The sequence below is a fragment of the Streptomyces tanashiensis genome, from assembly GCF_014648895.1.
Classification (GTDB): Bacteria; Actinomycetota; Actinomycetes; order Streptomycetales; family Streptomycetaceae; genus Streptomyces; species Streptomyces tanashiensis.
This window is the reverse complement of record NZ_BMRZ01000009.1, coordinates 155,129-174,403: the sequence shown is the minus strand read 5'-3', so window position 1 is coordinate 174,403 and position 19,275 is coordinate 155,129. Positions and strand designations below refer to the sequence as shown.

The following is a 19,275-nucleotide window of genomic DNA, read 5'->3' as shown; positions in this document are numbered from 1 at the left end:
CAGGTGGACTGTTTCCTCGTCTTGTCGTCAACCCCCGTTGTCACGAGTGAGGTATCCGTGTCCACCACGCCTTCCACCACCTTCCAGTCCCCCGAGACCGGCACCGCGCGCGTCAAGCGCGGCATGGCCGAGCAGCTCAAGGGCGGCGTGATCATGGACGTGGTCAACGCCGAGCAGGCGAAGATCGCCGAGGACGCCGGCGCCGTGGCCGTCATGGCCCTGGAGCGGGTCCCCGCGGACATCCGCAAGGACGGCGGCGTCGCCCGCATGTCCGACCCGAACATGATCGAAGAGATCATCGGCGCGGTCTCCATCCCGGTCATGGCCAAGTCCCGCATCGGCCACTTCGTCGAGGCCCAGGTCCTGCAGTCCCTCGGCGTCGACTACATCGACGAGTCCGAGGTCCTGACCCCGGCCGACGAGGTCAACCACTCCGACAAGTGGGCCTTCACGACCCCCTTCGTCTGTGGTGCCACCAACCTGGGCGAGGCCCTGCGCCGCATCGCCGAGGGCGCGGCCATGATCCGCTCCAAGGGCGAGGCCGGCACCGGCAACGTCGTCGAGGCCGTCCGCCACCTGCGCCAGATCAAGAACGAGATCGCCAAGCTGCGCGGCTTCGACAACAACGAGCTGTTCGCCGCCGCCAAGGAGCTGCGCGCCCCGTACGAGCTCGTCAAGGAGGTCGCCGAGCTCGGCAAGCTGCCGGTCGTGCTGTTCTCCGCCGGTGGTGTCGCCACCCCCGCCGACGCCGCGCTGATGCGCCAGCTCGGCGCCGAGGGCGTCTTCGTCGGCTCCGGCATCTTCAAGTCGGGCGACCCGGCCAAGCGCGCCGCCGCCATCGTGAAGGCCACCACCTTCTACGACGACCCGAAGGTCATCGCGGACGCCTCCCGCAACCTGGGCGAGGCCATGGTCGGCATCAACTGCGACACCCTCCCCGAGTCCGAGCGCTACGCGAACCGGGGCTGGTAAGCACCCATGAGCACGCCCGTAATCGGTGTCCTGGCCCTCCAGGGCGACGTACGGGAGCACCTGATCGCCCTGGCCGCGGCGGACGCCGTGGCCAGGCCGGTCCGGCGTCCCGAGGAGCTCGCCGAGATCGACGGCCTGGTCATCCCCGGTGGCGAGTCCACCACCATCTCCAAGCTGGCCGTCCTCTTCGGCCTGATGGAGCCGCTCCGTGAGCGGATCGCGGGCGGCATGCCCGTGTACGGCACCTGCGCCGGCCTGATCATGCTCGCCGACAAGATCCTCGACCCGCGCTCGGGCCAGGAGACCTTCGGCGGCATCGACATGATCGTCCGCCGCAACGCCTTCGGGCGGCAGAACGAGTCCTTCGAGGCCGGCGTGACCGTGGCGGGCATCGACTCCCCCGTGGAGGGCGTCTTCATCCGCGCCCCTTGGGTCGAGTCGGTCGGCGCCCAGGTCGAGGTCCTGGCCGAGCACGGGGGCCACATCGTCGCCGTCCGTCAGGGCAACGCCCTGGCGACCTCCTTCCACCCCGAGCTCACCGGCGATCACCGCATCCACGAGCTGTTCGTCGACATGGTGCGCGCGGAACGGTGACACGATCCCGGTAGGATCTCTGGGGTTCGTTCAAGAAGTTGGTTACGCGAAGGAGACAGGCAGATGTCCGGCCACTCTAAATGGGCTACGACGAAGCACAAGAAGGCCGTGATCGACGCCAAGCGCGGCAAGCTCTTCGCGAAGCTGATCAAGAACATCGAGGTCGCGGCCCGGACCGGCGGCGCCGATCCGGAGGGCAACCCGACGCTCTACGACGCCATCCAGAAGGCGAAGAAGAGCTCGGTCCCGAACAAGAACATCGACTCCGCGGTCAAGCGCGGCGGCGGCCTCGAGGCCGGCGGCGTCGACTACGCCACGATCATGTACGAGGGTTACGGCCCGAACGGTGTCGCGGTGCTCATCGAGTGCCTCACCGACAACCGCAACCGTGCCGCCTCCGACGTGCGCGTCGCCATGACCCGCAACGGCGGCTCCATGGCCGACCCGGGCTCGGTCTCGTACCTGTTCAACCGCAAGGGCGTCGTCGTGCTCCCCAAGGGCGAGCTGTCCGAGGACGACGTCCTGGAGTCGGTGCTCGAGGCCGGCGCCGAGGAGGTCAACGACCTCGGCGAGTCCTTCGAGATCATCAGCGAGGCCACCGACCTGGTCGCGGTCCGTACCGCCCTCCAGGAGGCCGGCATCGACTACGACTCGGCCGAGTCCAGCTTCGTCCCGACCATGCAGGTCGAGCTCGACGAGGAGGGCGCGCGCAAGATGTTCAAGCTGATCGACGCCCTGGAGGACAGCGACGACGTGCAGAACGTCTTCGCCAACTTCGACGTCAGCGACGAGGTCATGGAGAAGGTCGACGCCTGATCGCGGACCTTCCGAGCAGCGGGCCGACGGGACACACCCCGTCGGCCCGCTGCGTTGTCAGTGGCAGCCGATAGCCTGCACAAACAGACTTGCGATCAGCTGGTGATCAGGGAGGGGGCGGCGTGCGTGTACTCGGGGTGGACCCCGGACTGACCCGGTGCGGCGTCGGTGTCGTCGAGGGCGTCGCCGGCCGGCCCCTGACCATGCTCGGCGTCGGCGTGGTCCGCACGGCCGCGGACGCCGACATCGGCGTCCGCCTCGTCGGCATCGAGCGGGGCATAGAGGAGTGGCTGGACCGCTTCTCGCCCGAACTCGTCGCCGTGGAGCGGGTGTTCAGCCAGCACAACGTGCGCACGGTGATGGGCACGGCCCAGGCCAGCGCGGTCGCCATGCTCTGTGCCTCCCGGCGCGGCATCCCCGTCGCCCTGCACACCCCCAGCGAGGTCAAGGCCGCCGTCACCGGCAGCGGCCGCGCCGACAAGGCCCAGGTCGGTGCCATGGTGACCCGGCTCCTCCGGCTCTCCGCCCCGCCCAAGCCGGCCGACGCCGCCGACGCCCTCGCCCTCGCCATCTGCCACATCTGGCGGGCCCCCGCCCAGAACCGTCTGCAACAGGCCGTCGCCCAGCACGCCGCTGCCCGGCCCGTCACCGCGCTGAAAGGCCGAACCCGATGATCGCCTTCGTGAGCGGCCCGGTCGCCGCCCTCGCCCCCACGACCGCCGTCGTCGAGGTCGGGGGAGTGGGCATGGCCGTCCAGTGCACCCCGAACACCATCGCCGGCCTGCGCCTCGGTGAGCACGCCCGGCTCGCCACCTCCCTCGTCGTCCGCGAGGACTCCCTCACCCTGTACGGCTTCGCCGACGACGACGAGCGGCAGGTCTTCGAGCTCCTCCAGACCGCCAGCGGCGTCGGCCCCCGTCTCGCCCAGGCGATGCTCGGGGTGCACAGCCCCGACGCGCTGCGCCTCGCCGTGTCCACCGGCGACGAGAAGGCCCTCACCGCCGTCCCCGGCATCGGCAAGAAGGGCGCCCAGAAGCTCCTCCTCGAACTGAAGGACAAGCTCGGCGCCCCGCTCGGCAGCAGCGGCCTGGTCGGCGCCCAGCGCGCCGCGGCCGCGGGACCCGCGCCCTGGACCGAGCAGTTGTCCGCCGCCCTGATCGGCCTCGGCTACGCGAGCCGCGAGGCCGAGGAGGCCGTCGGCGCCGTCACTCCGCAGGCCGAGGCCGCCCTCGCCGAGACCGGCACCGCGCCCGTGCCGCAGCTGCTCCGCGCCGCCCTGCAGACCCTGAACCGGGCCCGCTGACCTCCCGTACGAAGAGGAAGACCATCACCGTGAACTGGGACGACGACAGCACCGCCGAGCCGGACGCGCGCATCGTCGGCGCCTCCGCCGAGGGCGACGACCAGGCCGTCGAGGCGGCTCTGCGCCCCAAGGACCTCAGCGAGTTCGTCGGCCAGGAGAAGGTCCGCCAGCAGCTCGACCTGGTCCTCAGGGCCGCCCGGCAGCGCGGTGCCACCGCCGACCACGTCCTGCTCTCCGGCGCCCCCGGCCTCGGCAAGACCACCCTCTCGATGATCATCGCCGCCGAGATGAACGCGCCGATCCGCATCACCTCGGGCCCCGCCATCCAGCACGCCGGCGACCTCGCCGCGATCCTCTCCTCCCTCCAGGAAGGAGAGATCCTCTTCCTCGACGAGATCCACCGCATGTCCCGGCCCGCCGAGGAGATGCTCTACATGGCGATGGAGGACTTCCGCGTCGACGTCATCGTCGGCAAGGGTCCCGGCGCCACCGCCATCCCCCTGGAGCTCCCGCCCTTCACCCTGGTCGGCGCGACCACCCGGGCCGGACTCCTGCCGCCCCCGCTGCGCGACCGCTTCGGCTTCACCGCGCACATGGAGTTCTACGACCCGGCCGAGCTCCAGCGCGTGATCCACCGCTCCGCCGGACTCCTCGACGTCGAGATCGACCCCGCCGGCGCCGCCGAGATCGCCGGCCGCTCCCGCGGCACGCCCCGCATCGCCAACCGCCTGCTGCGCCGCGTCCGCGACTACGCCCAGGTCAGGGCCGACGGAGTGATCACCCGGGAGGTCTCCGAGGCGGCCCTCAGCGTGTACGAGGTCGACAGCCGCGGCCTCGACCGCCTCGACCGCGCGGTCCTGGAGGCCCTGCTCAAGCTCTTCGGCGGCGGACCGGTCGGTCTGTCGACCCTCGCGGTCGCCGTGGGGGAGGAGCGGGAGACCGTCGAGGAGGTCGCCGAGCCCTTCCTCGTACGCGAAGGTCTGCTGGCCCGCACGCCCCGTGGTCGGGTCGCCACTCCGGCGGCATGGACGCACCTCGGACTCGTTCCGCCGCAGGCAGCGGGCCCGGGGAGCGCAGGGTACGGCACGGGAATGGGACAACAGGGGCTCTTCGGGGCGTGACGGTGCGGACACTCGCCCGGACCGGAACCAGGGTGCGATGCTGGACGTTGTTCCATCGATGCGGACTCGCCTAGACTCCGCCGATGCCGCCCTTTCTGGTCGGCGCGCCCACCCCCGAAGATCAGGCCGCGGGTTCTCCGCGACCGTGCGAAGGAAACCCGTCCCGTGAGCATCGTGACCCTCCTCCCCTTCATCGTCCTCATCGGGGCCATGTTCCTGATGACCCGCTCTGCCAAGAAGAAGCAGCAGGCGGCGGCGCAGATGCGCAACGAGATGCAGCCCGGCACCGGCGTACGGACGATCGGGGGGATGTACGCCACCGTCAAGGAGATCGGCGACGAGACCGTCCTCCTCGAGGTCGCGCCCGGCGTGCACGCCGTCTACGCCAAGAACGCGATCGGCGCGGTCCTCGAGGACTCCGAGTACAACCGGATCGTCCACGGCGACGACGAGGAGTCGGACGCCGACACCGTCGTCCCGGACGACGCCTCCTCGCTGACCGAGGCCGCCGAGGCCACGGACAAGGACGCCGAGACCGTCGAGGACGCGCCGAAGGCCGACCTGACGAAGAAGTCGGACGCGGCCGAGACCGGTGCCGAGGGTCAGAAGGACGGCAAGGCCGACGGCGAGACCGACGCGAAGTAGTCGCGGCCGGGGACCGCGCGCACGCCCACCGGCGTGCGCGCGCCCCGGAACGGTTCCACGTCTGCGGGGGCAGGTCCCCACACACACTTCGTGGCCGTCTCACGCATACCCGGCGTGAGGCGGTTGGACAGGGAGATACGACAGGTGGCAGCACCGAAGAAGGGCCGAAGGCCGGCGGGGGGACAGAGCCGTCCGGGCCGCGCCCTGGCACTCATCCTGATCGCCATGGTCGCGCTCACCGGCGGGATGTTCTGGTCGGGTCACACGACCCCGCGCCTCGGCATCGACCTCGCCGGCGGTACGTCGATCACGCTCAAGGCGAAGGCCGAGCCCGGCCAGGAGTCGGCGGTCAACGAGACCAACATGAACACGGCGGTCGGCATCATCGAGCGCCGTGTCAACGGTCTGGGTGTCTCCGAGGCCGAGGTTCAGACGCAGGGCGCCGAGAACATCATCGTCAACATCCCTCGCGGGACGAACGAGAAGCAGGCCCGCGAGCAGGTCGGCACCACCGCCCAGCTCTACTTCCGGCCCGTTCTCGCCGTGACGAGCGGTGCGCCCGCGCCGGCGCCGAGCGCCAGTTCCTCTGCCTCGCCGAAGCCGTCCTCCTCGGCCTCCTCCGGCGCGACGGTCGGTGAGAAGTCGGCCACCCCGACGGCCACCGCCTCCACGCAGGGCCGTGCGCTCACCGAGGCCCTCAAGGCCCCGAGCCCGACGCCCACCGCGACCTCCTCGGCGAAGCCGAAGGCCACCGGGACCCCGCAGGCGACTCCGACGCCCGACGCCGCCACCGCGGCGCTGGAGAAGAAGTTCACCGCGCTGAACTGCCTCGACCCCAAGCAGCGCACCGCCGCCGGGCAGGGCGTCAAGGCGTCCGAGCCCACGGTGGCCTGCGGCAAGAACGCGATCGGCCAGTGGGAGAAGTACCTCCTCGGCCCGGCCGAGGTCGACGGCAAGGACGTCGACAACGCCAAGGCCGGCCTGGACCAGCGGACCGGCCAGTGGATCGTGGACATGGAGTTCACGGACGGCGGCTCGAAGAAGTTCCAGTCGATCACCAGCAAGCTGTCGCAGCAGACCGAGCCGCAGAACCAGTTCGCGATCGTCCTGGACGGCGAGGTCGTCTCCGCGCCCCGCGTCCAGACCACGCTGAGCGCCAGCGCCCAGATCTCCGGCAGCTTCAACCAGCAGTCCGCCCAGGACCTCGGGAACATCCTGTCCTACGGCGCCCTGCCGCTCTCGTTCCAGACCCAGAGCGTCGACACCGTCACCGCCGCGCTCGGCGGGGACCAGCTGGAGGCCGGCCTCATCGCCGGTGCCATCGGCCTCGGTCTCGTCATCATCTACCTGGTCGTCTACTACCGCGGCCTGTCGCTGATCGCCATCCTCAGCCTCGCGGTCTCGGCGCTCCTCACCTATGTGCTCATGGCCCTGCTCGGCCCGGCCATCGGCTTCGCGCTGAACCTGCCGGCCGTCTGTGGAGCCATCGTCGCCATCGGTATCACCGCGGACTCGTTCATCGTCTACTTCGAACGCATCCGTGACGAGCTCCGTGAGGGCCGCACGCTCCGCCCGGCCGTCGAGCGCGCCTGGCCGCGTGCCCGCCGCACCATCCTGGTCTCCGACTTCGTGTCGTTCCTGGCCGCGGCCGTGCTCTTCATCGTCACCGTCGGCAAGGTCAAGGGCTTCGCGTTCACGCTCGGCCTGACCACCCTGCTCGACATCGTGGTGGTGTTCCTCTTCACCAAGCCGGTCATGACGCTCCTCGCGCGGACCAAGTTCTTCGGAAACGGCCACGCCTGGTCCGGCCTGGACCCGAAGCGTCTCGGCGCCCAGCCGCCGCTGCGCCGCACCCGCCGTGCCCACGCCCCCGTCGACGCGAAGGAGGCGTGAGATGTCGAAGCTCGGCGATCTCGGCGCCCGGCTCCACCGCGGTGAGGTCGGTTACGACTTCATCGGCAACCGCAAGATCTGGTATGGCCTGTCCATCCTGATCACGATCACCGCCATCGTGGCCCTGGCCGTCCGCGGCCTCAACATGGGCATCGAGTTCCAGGGCGGAGCCGTCTTCACCACCCCGAAGTCGGAAGTCTCCGTCAGCCAGGCGCAGGAGTACGCGGAAGAGGCCTCCGGCCACGACGCGATCGTCCAGCAGCTCGGCAACGGCTCCCTGCGCATCCAGGTCGGCGGCCTCGACACCGCGCAGTCCGACAAGGTCCGCGTGGAGCTCGCCAAGGACCTGAACGTCCCCGAGGACAAGATCGCGGCGGAGATCGTCGGCCCCAGCTGGGGTGAGCAGATCGCCACCAAGGCCTGGACCGGTCTCGGGGTCTTCATGATCCTCGTGGTGATCTACCTGGCCATCGCCTTCGAGTGGAGAATGGCGGTCGCGGCGCTCGTCGCCCTGATCCACGACCTCACGATCACGGTGGGCATCTACTCACTGGTCGGCTTCGAGGTCACGGTCGGTACGGTCATCGGTCTGCTGACGATCCTCGGCTACTCGCTGTACGACACCGTCGTCGTCTTCGACTCCCTCAAGGAGCAGACGAAGGACATCACGAAGCAGACCCGCTTCACCTACAGCGAGCTGGCCAACCGCTCGATCAACGGCACCCTGGTCCGTTCGATCAACACCACCGTCGTCGCGCTGCTGCCGGTCGCCGGCCTGCTCTTCATCGGTGGTGGCTTCCTCGGCGCCGGCATGCTCAACGACATCTCGCTGTCGCTGTTCGTGGGTCTCGCCGCCGGTGCGTACTCCTCGATCTTCATCGCCACCCCGCTCGTGGCGGACCTCAAGGAGCGCGAGCCGTCGATCAAGGCGCTCAGGAAGCGCATCCTGGCCAAGCGCGCGAGCGCCGCGGCCAAGGGCGAGCCGCTGGACGCGGCGGACGACCTGTCCGCCGAGGCCGCCGTCGTGGGTCCCCGGGCGAGCCGTCGAGGCGCCCAGGAGCACCGAGGATGACCGCCGAGGCCCAGGGCGTCACCGAGCTCCTGCTCAGCCGCATCCGTGACGTCCCCGACTATCCGAAGCCGGGCGTGCTGTTCAAGGACATCACGCCGCTGCTCGCGGACCCGGACGCGTTCACGGCGCTCACCGACGTCCTCGCCGGGCTGTGCTCCGCGCACGGCGCGACGAAGATCGTCGGCCTGGAGGCGCGCGGCTTCATCCTGGCCGCTCCGGTGGCCGTCCGCGCGGGCCTGGGCTTCATCCCGGTCCGCAAGGCCGGCAAGCTCCCCGGGGCCACGCTCCGCCAGGCGTACGAGTTGGAGTACGGCACCGCCGAGATCGAGGTGCACGCCGAGGACCTGGCCGCGGGCGACCGCGTCATGGTCATCGACGACGTCCTCGCCACCGGCGGCACGGCCGAGGCCTCCATCGAGCTGATCCGCCGCGCGGGCGCCGAGGTGGCGGGCGTCGCCGTCCTCATGGAGCTCGGCTTCCTCCCGGGCCGCGCCCGCCTGGAACCGACCCTGGACGGCGCACCGCTCACGGCGCTGATCACGGTCTGACATCGGGTTTCACCCCGACAGGGGCGCTCCGGGGAATCCCCGGGGCGCCCCTTCGCGTTCCCCCAGACGTGCCCCGGCCCCGCCGCGCTGCCCCTCCTGGAGCCGTCCGAAACCCGGGCGCGTGGGCACGGGAACTGTTGGCTCGATACCATGGCCTTTCCGGGCCTGACCGGGGGACCCGGAACCTCCCCCAGACTCCGTCCGGGGGGACCCCCAGAGGAGCGCTCTTGCCCGACGAGGCCCAGTCACTCTCCGCCGCGCAGCCCGACCCGAAGGCCGAGAAGGCCGCGCCGGGGACAGGCACGCCCCAGAACAAGCCAGCGGAGACCAGGCCCACGCCTGCTGCGCCCGCCCCCGCGCCCGCCGCCCCCGAGCGGCCCGCGCCCGCCCGCTCCGGCGGCTCGTCCAACCGCGTCCGCGCCCGCCTCGCCCGGCTCGGCGTCCAGCGCTCCTCCCCGTACAACCCGGTCCTCGAACCGCTGCTGCGGATCGTCCGCTCCAACGACCCCAAGATCGAGACGGCCACGCTCCGCCAGGTCGAGCGGGCCTACCAGGTCGCCGAGCGCTGGCACCGCGGCCAGAAGCGCAAGAGCGGCGACCCGTACATCACGCACCCGCTCGCCGTCACCACCATCCTCGCCGAGCTCGGCATGGACCCGGCGACCCTGATGGCGGGGCTGCTCCACGACACCGTCGAGGACACCGAGTACGGCCTGGAGGACCTGCGCCGCGACTTCGGCGACCAGGTCACCCTGCTCGTCGACGGCGTCACCAAGCTCGACAAGGTCAGGTTCGGCGAGGCCGCGCAGGCCGAGACCGTCCGCAAGATGGTCGTCGCCATGGCCAAGGACCCGCGCGTCCTGGTCATCAAGCTCGCCGACCGCCTGCACAACATGCGCACCATGCGCTACCTCAAGCGGGAGAAGCAGGAGAAGAAGGCCCGCGAGACCCTCGAGATCTACGCGCCGCTGGCCCACCGCCTGGGCATGAACACCATCAAGTGGGAGCTGGAGGACCTCGCCTTCGCGATCCTCTACCCCAAGATGTACGACGAGATCGTCCGGCTCGTCGCCGAGCGCGCCCCCAAGCGGGACGAGTACCTCGCCATAGTGACCGACGAGGTCCAGACCGACCTGCGGGCCGCCCGCATCAAGGCCACCGTCACCGGCCGCCCCAAGCACTACTACAGCGTCTACCAGAAGATGATCGTCCGCGGCCGTGACTTCGCGGAGATCTACGACCTGGTCGGCATCCGCGTCCTCGTGGACACCGTCCGCGACTGCTACGCGGCCCTCGGCACCGTCCACGCGCGATGGAACCCGGTCCCCGGCCGGTTCAAGGACTACATCGCGATGCCGAAGTTCAATATGTACCAGTCGCTGCACACGACGGTCATCGGGCCCAACGGCAAGCCCGTCGAGCTCCAGATCCGGACCTTCGACATGCACCGGCGCGCCGAGTACGGCATCGCCGCGCACTGGAAGTACAAGCAGGAGGCCGTCGCCGGCGCCTCCAAGGTCCGCGCCGACGTGCCGAAGAAGGCCGGCAAGGACGACCACCTCAACGACATGGCGTGGCTGCGCCAGCTCCTCGACTGGCAGAAGGAGACCGAGGACCCCAGCGAGTTCCTGGAGTCCCTGCGCTTCGACCTCTCCCGCAACGAGGTCTTCGTCTTCACGCCGAAGGGCGACGTCATCGCGCTGCCCGCCGGCGCCACCCCCGTCGACTTCTCGTACGCCGTCCACACCGAGGTCGGCCACCGCACGATAGGAGCGCGGGTCAACGGGCGGCTCGTGCCGCTCGAATCGACCCTCGACAACGGCGACCTGGTCGAGGTCTTCACCTCCAAGGCGGCCGGCGCCGGGCCCTCCCGCGACTGGCTGGGCTTCGTCAAGTCCCCGCGCGCCCGGAACAAGATCCGGGCCTGGTTCTCCAAGGAGCGCCGCGACGAGGCCATCGAGCAGGGCAAGGACGCCATCGCGCGGGCCATGCGCAAGCAGAACCTGCCGATCCAGCGGATCCTGACCGGCGACTCCCTCGTCACCCTCGCCCACGAGATGCGCTACACCGACATCTCCTCGCTGTACGCGGCGATCGGCGAGGGCCATGTCACCGCCCAGTCCATCGTGCAGAAGCTGGTCCAGGCGCTCGGCGGCGAGGAGGCCGCCACCGAGGACATCGAGGAGGTCGCCCCGCCGACCCGCGGCCGCTCCAAGCGCCGCTCCAACGCGGACCCCGGCGTCGTCGTCAAGGGCGTCGAGGACGTCTGGGTGAAGCTGGCCCGCTGCTGCACGCCCGTGCCCGGCGACCCGATCATCGGCTTCGTCACCCGCGGCAGCGGCGTATCGGTCCACCGCAGCGACTGCGTCAACGTCGAGTCGCTCTCCCGCGAGCCGGAGCGGATCCTGGAGGTCGAGTGGGCCCCGACCCAGTCCTCGGTCTTCCTCGTCGCCATCCAGGTCGAGGCCCTGGACCGCTCCCGGCTCCTCTCGGACGTCACCCGGGTCCTCTCGGACCAGCACGTCAACATCCTCTCGGCGGCCGTCCAGACCTCCCGCGACCGGGTGGCCACCTCCCGCTTCACCTTCGAGATGGGCGACCCGAAGCACCTGGGCCACGTCCTGAAGGCCGTGCGGGGCGTGGAGGGCGTCTACGACGTCTACCGCGTCACCAGCGCCCGGCGCCCGTAGCCGTACGGACGAGGAAGGCCCCCGGCGCGATGCCGGGGGCCTTCCTCGTACGCCGAGAACCGCGGCAATCAGCCGCCGAACTCCTCCAGGCCCTTCAGCGCCTGGTCGAGCAGGGCCTGACGGCCCTCCAGCTCACGCGCCAGCTTGTCGGCCTTGGCGTCGTTGCCCGCGGCGCGGGCCGCGTCGATCTGCTTGCGCAGCTTCTCGACCGCGTCCTGCAGCTGACCGGTCAGACCCGCGGCACGCGCACGCGCCTCCGGGTTCGTCCGGCGCCACTCGGCCTCCTCGGCCTCCTGGATCGCCCGCTCCACCGCGTGCATCCGGCCCTCGACCTTGGGACGGGCGTCACGCGGGACGTGGCCGACGGCCTCCCAGCGCTCGTTGAGGGAACGGAAGGCCGCACGCGCCGCCTTCAGGTCCGTCACCGGCACCAGCTTCTCGGCCTCGGTCGCGAGCTCCTCCTTCAGCTTGAGGTTCTCGGTCTGCTCCGCGTCCCGCTCGGCGAAGACCTCGCCGCGCGCCGCGAAGAACACGTCCTGGGCACCGCGGAAGCGGTTCCACAGGTCGTCCTCGTGCTCGCGCTGGGCGCGGCCGGCCGCCTTCCAGTCCGCCATGAGCTCGCGGTAGCGGGCCGCCGTGTTGCCCCAGTCGGTGGAGTTCGACAGGGACTCCGCCTCGGCGACCAGACGCTCCTTCGCCTTGCGGGCGTCCTCGCGCTGGGCGTCGAGCGACGCGAAGTGCGCCTTGCGGCGCTTCGAGAACGCCGAGCGGGCGTGCGAGAAGCGGTGCCACAGCTCGTCGTCGGACTTGCGGTCGAGCCGGGGGAGGCCCTTCCAGGTGTCCACGAGCGCCCGCAGCCGCTCGCCCGCGGAGCGCCACTGCTCGCTCTGGGCCAGTTCCTCGGCCTCGGTGACGAGCTTCTCCTTGGCGGCGCGCGCCTCGTCGGTCTGCTTGGCCTTCTGGGCCTTGCGCTCCTCGCGGCGCGAGTCGACCGTCTCGACGAGCTTGTCGAGACGGGTCGCGAGCGCGGCCAGGTCGCCGACGGCGTGGTGCTCGTCGATCTGCTGGCGGATGTGCTCGATCGCCGCGGTGGCGTCCTTCGCCGAGAGGTCGGTGGTCCTCACCCGCTTCTCGAGGAGGCCGATCTCGACAACCAAGCCCTCGTACTTGCGCTCGAAGTAGGCCAGGGCCTCCTCAGGGGTGCCGGCCTGCCACGATCCGACGACCTTCTCGCCCTCGGCCGTCCGCACGTACACGGTGCCCGTCTCGTCGACGCGGCCCCACGGGTCGCTGCTCACAGCGCCTCCTCACCATGATGCCGTCGCGGGGTCGTACCCCACGGGCATCGTCCACAGTTTCCCGGCGGGCCTCGCCCGCCATCGCAGCGCGGCCGACGGCCCTCGCTGCACAACGCCAATCTAGGCGAACCGCGGCCCGGCTGTCCGCACTCAGCGCGACCGAGATTCCACGGTCACGCGCGCGTGCGGACCAGCGGGCTCACTTCTTCGTGACCGTCGCCTTCGCGATGGTGACGGGCTTCTTCGGGGCGCCGTCCGTGGCGCCGCCCTCGACACCGGCCGCGGCCACGTCCTGGACCGCCTTGAGACCGGCCGCGTCGATCTTCCCGAAGGGGGTGTAGCTCGGCGGCAGCTTGGTGTCCTTGTAGACGAGGAAGAACTGCGAGCCGCCCGTGCTCGGCTGCCCGGTGTTGGCCATGGCGACGGTGCCGGCCGGGAAGGTCACGGTGCCGTCCGCGCCCGCCTTGCCGAGGGCGGTCAGGTTCTCGTCGGGGATCGTGTAGCCCGGGCCGCCGGTGCCGTCGCCCTTGGGGTCGCCGCACTGGAGCACGAAGATGCCCTGGGTCGTGAGGCGGTGGCACTTGGTCCCGTCGAAGTACTTCTTGTCGGCGAGGTGCTTGAAGGAGTTCACCGTGTGCGGCGTCTTCGCCGCGTCCATGGTGATCGTGATCTCGCCCTCGTTCGTGCCGAGGGCCATCGCGTACGTGGCCTTCTGGTCCACGGTGAGCTTCGGCTCGGGGCTCGCCGACTCGCTCTCCGTGGGCGCCGGGCTGCTGGGGGTACCCGTCGGGTCTCCCGCCGCGTCGGCCGAGCCCTTCGAGGAGTCGTCCGTCAGTGCCACGGAGGCGTACACGGCGCCGCCCGCGGCCAGCACCACCGCGAGGGCGGCCGCGATGACGGTGTTGCGCCGCTTCGCCTTGAGCCGGTTCTCCTCCCGCCGCTGCTGCTGACGTGCGTACTTCTCCCTGGCAAGCTGCCGCCGCCGCTGATCGCTGGTGACCACCGGGTCCGCTCCTTGTCGCTCGTCTGTTCCTGTCCTGGCCGGATGTGCCCGTACCGTATACGGGTTGGCTGTGGAACCGGCACCGCCGGTAGGCTCTGATCTGCCGCATTCCGTGATTCCGCGCCTCCGGGCCGGACGACATCTAAGGACGAACGTGCTGATTGCCGGGTTCCCCGCCGGGGCCTGGGGGACCAACTGCTATCTGGTCGCCCCCGCCGCAGGCGAGGAGTGCGTGATCATCGACCCGGGCCACCAGGCCACCCAGGGTGTCGAGGAGACGCTGAAGAAGCATCGGCTCAAGCCCGTCGCCGTCGTCCTCACCCATGGACACATCGACCACGTCGCCTCCGTCGTTCCGGTGTGCGGCGCCCATGACGTCCCCGCGTGGATCCACCCGTCCGACCGCTACATGATGAGCGACCCGGAGAAGGCCCTCGGCCGCTCCATCGGGATGCCTCTCATGGGCGAGCTGACCGTGGGAGAGCCCGACGACGTGCGCGAGCTCACCGACGGCGCCGAGCTGAAGCTCGCCGGTCTGGAGTTCTCCGTCGCCCACGCGCCCGGTCATACCAAGGGGTCGGTGACCTTCCGGATGCCCGAGACCACGGAGATCCCCTCCGTGTTCTTCTCCGGGGATCTGCTGTTCGCCGGCTCCATCGGACGCACCGACCTTCCCGGTGGTGACATGGACGAGATGCTCGCGTCGCTGGCCCGCGTGTGCCTGCCGCTGGACAACTCGACCGTGGTGCTGTCGGGACACGGTCCCCAGACGACCATCGGCCAGGAGCGCGCCACGAACCCCTATCTGCGGGACGTGGCGGCCGGCCTCGGGAGCACGGACGCTCCCCGACGAGGAATGTGACGACTCACGTGAGCACCTTCAAGGCCCCCAAGGGCACGTACGACCTGATCCCGCCCTACTCCGCCAAGTACCTGGCGGTCCGGGACGCGATCTCCGGACCCCTGCGGAAGTCCGGCTACGGCTACGTCGAGACCCCCGGCTTCGAGGACGTGAACCTCTTCGCCCGCGGCGTCGGCGAGTCCACCGACATCGTCAGCAAGGAGATGTACGCCTTCGAGACCAAGGGCGGCGACAAGCTCGCCCTGCGTCCGGAGGGCACCGCGTCCGTGCTGCGCGCCGCGCTGGAGGCGAACCTCCACAAGCAGGGCAACCTGCCGGTCAAGCTCTGGTACTCGGGCTCGTACTACCGCTACGAGCGCCCGCAGAAGGGCCGCTACCGCCACTTCTCGCAGGTCGGCGCCGAGGCGATCGGAGCCGAGGACCCGGCGCTCGACGCCGAGCTGATCATCCTGGCCGACGAGGCGTACCGCTCGCTGGGCCTGCGGAACTTCCGCATCCTGCTGAACTCGCTCGGCGACAAGGAGTGCCGTCCCGTCTACCGGGAGGCCCTCCAGACCTTCCTGCGCGGGCTCGACCTCGACGAGGAGACCCTGCGCCGCGCCGAGATCAACCCGCTGCGCGTCCTCGACGACAAGCGGGAGGCCGTGCAGAAGCAGCTGACCGACGCGCCGCTCCTGCGCGACTACCTGTGCGACGCGTGCAAGGCGTACCACGAGGAGGTGCGCGCCCTGATCACCGCGGCGGGCGTCGTCTTCGAGGACGACCCCAAGCTGGTCCGCGGCCTCGACTACTACACCCGCACCACCTTCGAGTTCGTCCACGGCGGTCTCGGCTCGCAGTCGGCGGTCGGCGGCGGCGGCCGCTACGACGGCCTCTCCGAGATGATCGGCGGCCCCGCGCTGCCGTCGGTGGGCTGGGCGCTCGGCGTGGACCGCACGGTCCTCGCCCTGGAGGCCGAGGGCGTCGAGCTCGACATCCCCGCCGCCACCAGCGTCTTCGCCGTCGCCATCGGCGAGGAGGCCCGCCGCCTCCTCTTCGGCAAGGTCACCGAGCTCCGCAGGGCCGGCGTCGCCGCCGACTTCTCCTTCGGCGGCAAGGGCCTCAAGGGCGCCATGAAGGACGCCAACCGCTCGGGCGCCCGCCTCGCCGTCGTCGCGGGCGAGCGCGACCTGGCCGAGGGCGTCGTGCAGCTCAAGGACATGGAGTCCGGCGAGCAGCAGGCCGTCACGCTGGACGATCTGGTGGAGGCGGTGCGGGCCAAGCTGGCCTGATCCGTCGTGAGAGCGGGCCCGGACCACGGTGTGGTCCGGGCCCGTCCTTATCTCCCGCGAACGGCCGAACGACAGATCGGTGTTGCAGAATGACCGTGCCCACAAGGCCGGTCGAGCGAGGGAAAAGGTGACATGGCGAAGGCAGCGGTGGACGAGGTCGGGTCCGGCCGGGACGGCGGCGGCACGATCGGGGCGAGCCGGGCCTTCTCCTGGCTCCTCGTGATCACCGGAGCGGCCGGACTGCTCGCCGCCTGGGTCATCACCATCGACAAGTTCAAGCTCCTGGAGGACCCCACCTTCACCCCGGGGTGCAGCCTCAACCCGATCGTCTCCTGCGGCAACATCATGAAGAGCGAGCAGGCCTCGGTGTTCGGCTTCCCGAACCCGATGCTCGGCCTCGTCACGTACGCCGTGGTGATCGCGATCGGCGTCGGCCTGCTCGCCGGAGCCCGCTACCGCCGCTGGTACTGGCTCGGCCTCAACGCCGGCACCCTCTTCGGCGTCGGCTTCTGCACCTGGCTGATGTACCAGTCGCTGTACGAGATCAACTCGCTCTGCCTCTGGTGCTGCCTCGCCTGGGTCGCCACCATCGTCATGTTCTGGTACGTGACCTCGCACAACGTGCGCCTCGGCGTGATCCCGGCCCCCGACGGCCTGAAGACCTTCTTCGACGAGTTCACGTGGATCCTGCCGGTCCTGCACATCGGGATCATCGGCATGCTCATCCTGACCCGCTGGTGGGACTTCTGGACCAGCTGACGGAGAACCGGACTGTCGGTGCCGTGACCTAGGCTTCATGACTGTGGAGCCCGACCTCTTTACCGCAGCAGCCGAAGACCGCCAGGAGAAGGACCCGTCCAGCAGCCCGCTGGCCGTCCGGATGCGCCCGCGCACCCTCGACGAGGTGGTGGGCCAGCAGCACCTGCTCAAGCCCGGATCGCCGCTGCGCCGACTCGTGGGGGACGGCGACGGCGGTCCCGCCGGCGCCTCCTCGGTGATCCTCTGGGGCCCGCCGGGCATCGGGAAGACCACCCTCGCGTACGTCGTGTCGAAGGCCACGAACAAGCGCTTCGTGGAGCTGTCCGCGATCACCGCGGGCGTCAAGGAGGTCCGGGCCGTCATCGACGGCGCCCGGCGCGCGGCGGGCGGCTTCGGCAAGGAGACCGTCCTCTTCCTCGACGAGATCCACCGCTTCTCCAAGGCCCAGCAGGACTCGCTCCTCCCGGCCGTCGAGAACCGCTGGGTGACGCTGATCGCCGCCACCACCGAGAACCCCTACTTCTCCGTGATCTCCCCGCTCCTCTCCCGCTCCCTGCTCCTCACCCTGGAGCCGCTGACCGACGAGGACCTGAAGGGCCTGATGGCCCGGGCGCTCACCGGCGAGCGGGGGCTCGGCGGGGCCGTCACCCTGCCGGAGGACGCCGAGGCGCACCTCCTGCGCGTCGCCGGCGGCGACGCCCGGCGGGCCCTGACCGCCCTGGAGGCGGCGGCGGGCGCGGCGATCGCCAAGGGCGAGCCGGAGATCACCCTCGAGACCGTCGAGGAGACCGTCGACCGCGCGGCCGTGAAGTACGACCGGGACGGCGACCAGCACTACGACGTGGCGAGCGCGCTCATCAAGTCCATCCGCGGCTCGGACGTGGACGCGGCCCTGCACTACCTGGCGCGGATGATCGAGGCGGGGGAGGACCCGCGCTTCATCGCCCGCCGGCTGATGATCTCCGCGAGCGAGGACATCGGCCTCGCCGACCCCAACGCCCTGCCGATCGCCGTCGCCGCCGCCCAGGCCGTCGCCATGATCGGCTTCCCCGAGGCGGCCCTCACCCTGAGCCACGCGACCATCGCCCTGGCGCTGGCCCCGAAGTCGAACGCGGCGACGACCGCGATCGGCGCCGCCCTCGCCGACGTGCGGGGCGGCCTCGCGGGCTCGGTCCCGCCGCACCTGCGCGACGGCCACTACAAGGGCGCGGCCAAGCTCGGCCACGCCCAGGGGTACGTGTACCCCCACGACGTACCGGGTGGCATCGCCGCCCAGCAGTACGCCCCGGACACGATCCACGGCCGCCAGTACTACGAGCCCACGCGCTACGGGGCGGAGGCGCGATACGCGGACGTGGTGGAGCGGGTCCGAGCCCGCCTGAAGGGCGCCGAGTAGACGCGGCCGTCGGGGAGCTCCCGGACACCTGTCGCGGAGCCCGGTCGGCCTCGGTGCGAGCGCGCCCCGGAGACCCGGTACACTGGTCCGGATCGCTGCGTCCCGTGTCCGGCTCCGGTCGGCACACCAGAACGGGACAGTCAGCCGGAGACTCCGCCCCAGGGCGGGGTTTCCAGGAGCGTCGCGCACCTTCGAAGGTGTCGCGTGCCACCCATCACCCCCCGGATTCCCGGGAACGGCGATGGGTCGTTCGCGTGCTGCACGTATGTGCCCAGACCTGGGAGCGGCTGCCCGGCAGGTCCGTCCCGTACGGACCAGGCGGGTTTCCCGGCTGCGGATGCGACCTCCCCTAACCCTGGTGAAGCCGTTTTCGTATCAATGAGAGAGGTTGGTTCATGCCGAACCAGTCCCGTCCCAAGGTCAAGAAGTCGCGTGCCCTCGGCATCGCGCTGACCCCGAAGGCCGTCAAGTACTTCGAGGCCCGCCCCTACCCGCCGGGCGAGCACGGCCGTGGCCGCAAGCAGAACTCGGACTACAAGGTCCGTCTGCTCGAGAAGCAGCGTCTGCGCGCCCAGTACGACATCAGCGAGCGCCAGATGGCGCGTGCCTACGACCGCGCCAAGAAGGCCGAGGGCAAGACGGGCGAGGCGCTGGTCGTCGAGCTCGAGCGTCGCCTCGACGCCCTGGTCCTGCGTTCGGGCATCGCCCGCACCATCTACCAGGCCCGCCAGATGGTCGTGCACGGTCACATCCAGGTCAACGGTGGCAAGGTCGACAAGCCGTCGTTCCGCGTCCGTCCCGACGACGTCGTGATGGTCCGCGAGCGCAGCCGCACCAAGCCGCTGTTCGAGATGGCCCGTGAGGGTGGCTTCGCCGCCGACGGTGAGACCCCGCGCTACCTGCAGGTCAACCTGAAGGCCCTGGCCTTCCGCCTCGACCGCGACCCGAACCGCAAGGAAATCCCGGTCATCTGCGACGAGCAGCTGGTCGTCGAGTACTACGCCCGCTGATCTCGGCACGGCAGTAGTACCG

At 70.5% G+C, this 19,275-nt stretch carries 18 protein-coding genes; 16 read left to right on the top strand and 2 right to left on the bottom strand.

What is annotated here, in order from left to right; genetic code table 11:
* The first annotated feature begins 57 nt into the window (after positions 1-57).
* The 11 genes from pdxS (at position 58) to IE237_RS25290 (ending at position 11,654) form a co-directional block, all read left to right on the top strand.
* On the top strand, positions 58-972 hold the full coding sequence (pdxS, locus tag IE237_RS25340; protein WP_189804419.1) for a pyridoxal 5'-phosphate synthase lyase subunit PdxS: 915 nt from the start codon (positions 58-60) through the stop codon (positions 970-972).
* A gap of 6 nt (positions 973-978) precedes the next feature.
* Positions 979-1,566: a pyridoxal 5'-phosphate synthase glutaminase subunit PdxT gene (pdxT, locus tag IE237_RS25335; protein ID WP_189804418.1), complete on the top strand. Its 588-nt coding sequence runs from the start codon at positions 979-981 to the stop codon at positions 1,564-1,566.
* Positions 1,567-1,629: 63 nt separating this feature from the next.
* A complete protein-coding gene (locus IE237_RS25330) occupies positions 1,630-2,382 on the top strand; it encodes a YebC/PmpR family DNA-binding transcriptional regulator (protein ID WP_189804417.1) in 753 nt (250 codons plus the stop codon).
* A gap of 122 nt (positions 2,383-2,504) precedes the next feature.
* A complete protein-coding gene (gene ruvC, locus IE237_RS25325) occupies positions 2,505-3,056 on the top strand; it encodes a crossover junction endodeoxyribonuclease RuvC (protein ID WP_189804416.1) in 552 nt (183 codons plus the stop codon).
* Positions 3,053-3,685: a Holliday junction branch migration protein RuvA gene (gene ruvA, locus IE237_RS25320; RefSeq protein WP_189804415.1), complete on the top strand. Its 633-nt coding sequence runs from the start codon at positions 3,053-3,055 to the stop codon at positions 3,683-3,685. The genes ruvC and ruvA overlap by 4 nt, the downstream gene beginning before the upstream one ends.
* A gap of 29 nt (positions 3,686-3,714) precedes the next feature.
* Positions 3,715-4,806 (top strand): Holliday junction branch migration DNA helicase RuvB, encoded by a 1,092-nt coding sequence (ruvB, locus tag IE237_RS25315; protein ID WP_189804414.1) that lies wholly within the window; start codon positions 3,715-3,717, stop codon positions 4,804-4,806.
* Between the two features lie 165 nt (positions 4,807-4,971).
* On the top strand, positions 4,972-5,451 hold the full coding sequence (gene yajC, locus IE237_RS25310; RefSeq protein ID WP_189804413.1) for a preprotein translocase subunit YajC: 480 nt from the start codon (positions 4,972-4,974) through the stop codon (positions 5,449-5,451).
* A gap of 144 nt (positions 5,452-5,595) precedes the next feature.
* Positions 5,596-7,344 (top strand): protein translocase subunit SecD, encoded by a 1,749-nt coding sequence (gene secD / locus IE237_RS25305; protein WP_189804412.1) that lies wholly within the window; start codon positions 5,596-5,598, stop codon positions 7,342-7,344.
* A gap of 1 nt (position 7,345) precedes the next feature.
* A complete protein-coding gene (secF, locus tag IE237_RS25300) occupies positions 7,346-8,416 on the top strand; it encodes a protein translocase subunit SecF (protein ID WP_189804411.1) in 1,071 nt (356 codons plus the stop codon).
* Entirely contained in the window at positions 8,413-8,964 is a 552-nt protein-coding gene (locus tag IE237_RS25295; RefSeq protein WP_189804410.1) for an adenine phosphoribosyltransferase, read from the top strand. Before secF ends, IE237_RS25295 begins: the two co-directional genes overlap by 4 nt.
* Before the next feature lie 227 nt (positions 8,965-9,191).
* Positions 9,192-11,654 carry a RelA/SpoT family protein gene (locus IE237_RS25290; RefSeq protein WP_189804409.1) on the top strand — a complete coding sequence of 821 codons (2,463 nt, stop codon included), beginning with the start codon at positions 9,192-9,194 and terminating at the stop codon, positions 11,652-11,654.
* A 68-nt stretch (positions 11,655-11,722) separates the two neighbouring features.
* On the opposite strand, the gene IE237_RS25285 is transcribed toward IE237_RS25290, so the two are convergent.
* A complete protein-coding gene (locus IE237_RS25285) occupies positions 11,723-12,952 on the bottom strand; it encodes a DUF349 domain-containing protein (protein ID WP_189804408.1) in 1,230 nt (409 codons plus the stop codon).
* A gap of 199 nt (positions 12,953-13,151) precedes the next feature.
* On the bottom strand, positions 13,152-13,955 hold the full coding sequence (locus IE237_RS25280) for a peptidylprolyl isomerase (protein ID WP_189804407.1): 804 nt from the start codon (positions 13,953-13,955) through the stop codon (positions 13,152-13,154).
* A gap of 154 nt (positions 13,956-14,109) precedes the next feature.
* Here IE237_RS25280 and IE237_RS25275 point away from each other — a divergent pair, with 154 nt between their 5' ends.
* The 5 genes from IE237_RS25275 (at position 14,110) to rpsD (ending at position 19,253) form a co-directional block, all read left to right on the top strand.
* Positions 14,110-14,817, top strand: coding sequence for an MBL fold metallo-hydrolase (locus IE237_RS25275; RefSeq protein ID WP_189804406.1), 708 nt, complete (start codon positions 14,110-14,112; stop codon positions 14,815-14,817).
* Positions 14,818-14,825: 8 nt separating this feature from the next.
* Positions 14,826-16,088 (top strand): histidine--tRNA ligase, encoded by a 1,263-nt coding sequence (hisS, locus tag IE237_RS25270; protein WP_189804405.1) that lies wholly within the window; start codon positions 14,826-14,828, stop codon positions 16,086-16,088.
* 132 nt (positions 16,089-16,220) lie between these two features.
* The gene (locus IE237_RS25265; RefSeq protein WP_189804404.1) at positions 16,221-16,847 is read left to right on the top strand and encodes a vitamin K epoxide reductase family protein; all 627 of its coding nucleotides are present in this window, start codon (positions 16,221-16,223) and stop codon (positions 16,845-16,847) included.
* 43 nt (positions 16,848-16,890) lie between these two features.
* Positions 16,891-18,243, top strand: a complete 1,353-nt coding sequence (locus IE237_RS25260) for a replication-associated recombination protein A (RefSeq protein WP_189804549.1) — start codon at positions 16,891-16,893, stop codon at positions 18,241-18,243.
* 395 nt (positions 18,244-18,638) lie between these two features.
* Positions 18,639-19,253, top strand: coding sequence for a 30S ribosomal protein S4 (gene rpsD, locus IE237_RS25255; protein WP_015032311.1), 615 nt, complete (start codon positions 18,639-18,641; stop codon positions 19,251-19,253).
* The last annotated feature ends 22 nt before the right edge of the window (positions 19,254-19,275 follow it).

Excerpts from the sequence above, each read along its gene's own strand:
- rpsD (WP_015032311.1), top strand. The coding sequence starts at position 18,639 with ATGCCGAACCAGTCCCGTCCCAAGGTCAAGAAGTCGCGTGCCCTCGGC.
- ruvA (WP_189804415.1), top strand. The coding sequence starts at position 3,053 with ATGATCGCCTTCGTGAGCGGCCCGGTCGCCGCCCTCGCCCCCACGACC.
- IE237_RS25330 (WP_189804417.1), top strand. The coding sequence starts at position 1,630 with ATGTCCGGCCACTCTAAATGGGCTACGACGAAGCACAAGAAGGCCGTG.
- IE237_RS25295 (WP_189804410.1), top strand. The coding sequence starts at position 8,413 with ATGACCGCCGAGGCCCAGGGCGTCACCGAGCTCCTGCTCAGCCGCATC.
- pdxT (WP_189804418.1), top strand. The coding sequence starts at position 979 with ATGAGCACGCCCGTAATCGGTGTCCTGGCCCTCCAGGGCGACGTACGG.
- secF (WP_189804411.1), top strand. The coding sequence starts at position 7,346 with ATGTCGAAGCTCGGCGATCTCGGCGCCCGGCTCCACCGCGGTGAGGTC.
- IE237_RS25265 (WP_189804404.1), top strand. The coding sequence starts at position 16,221 with ATGGCGAAGGCAGCGGTGGACGAGGTCGGGTCCGGCCGGGACGGCGGC.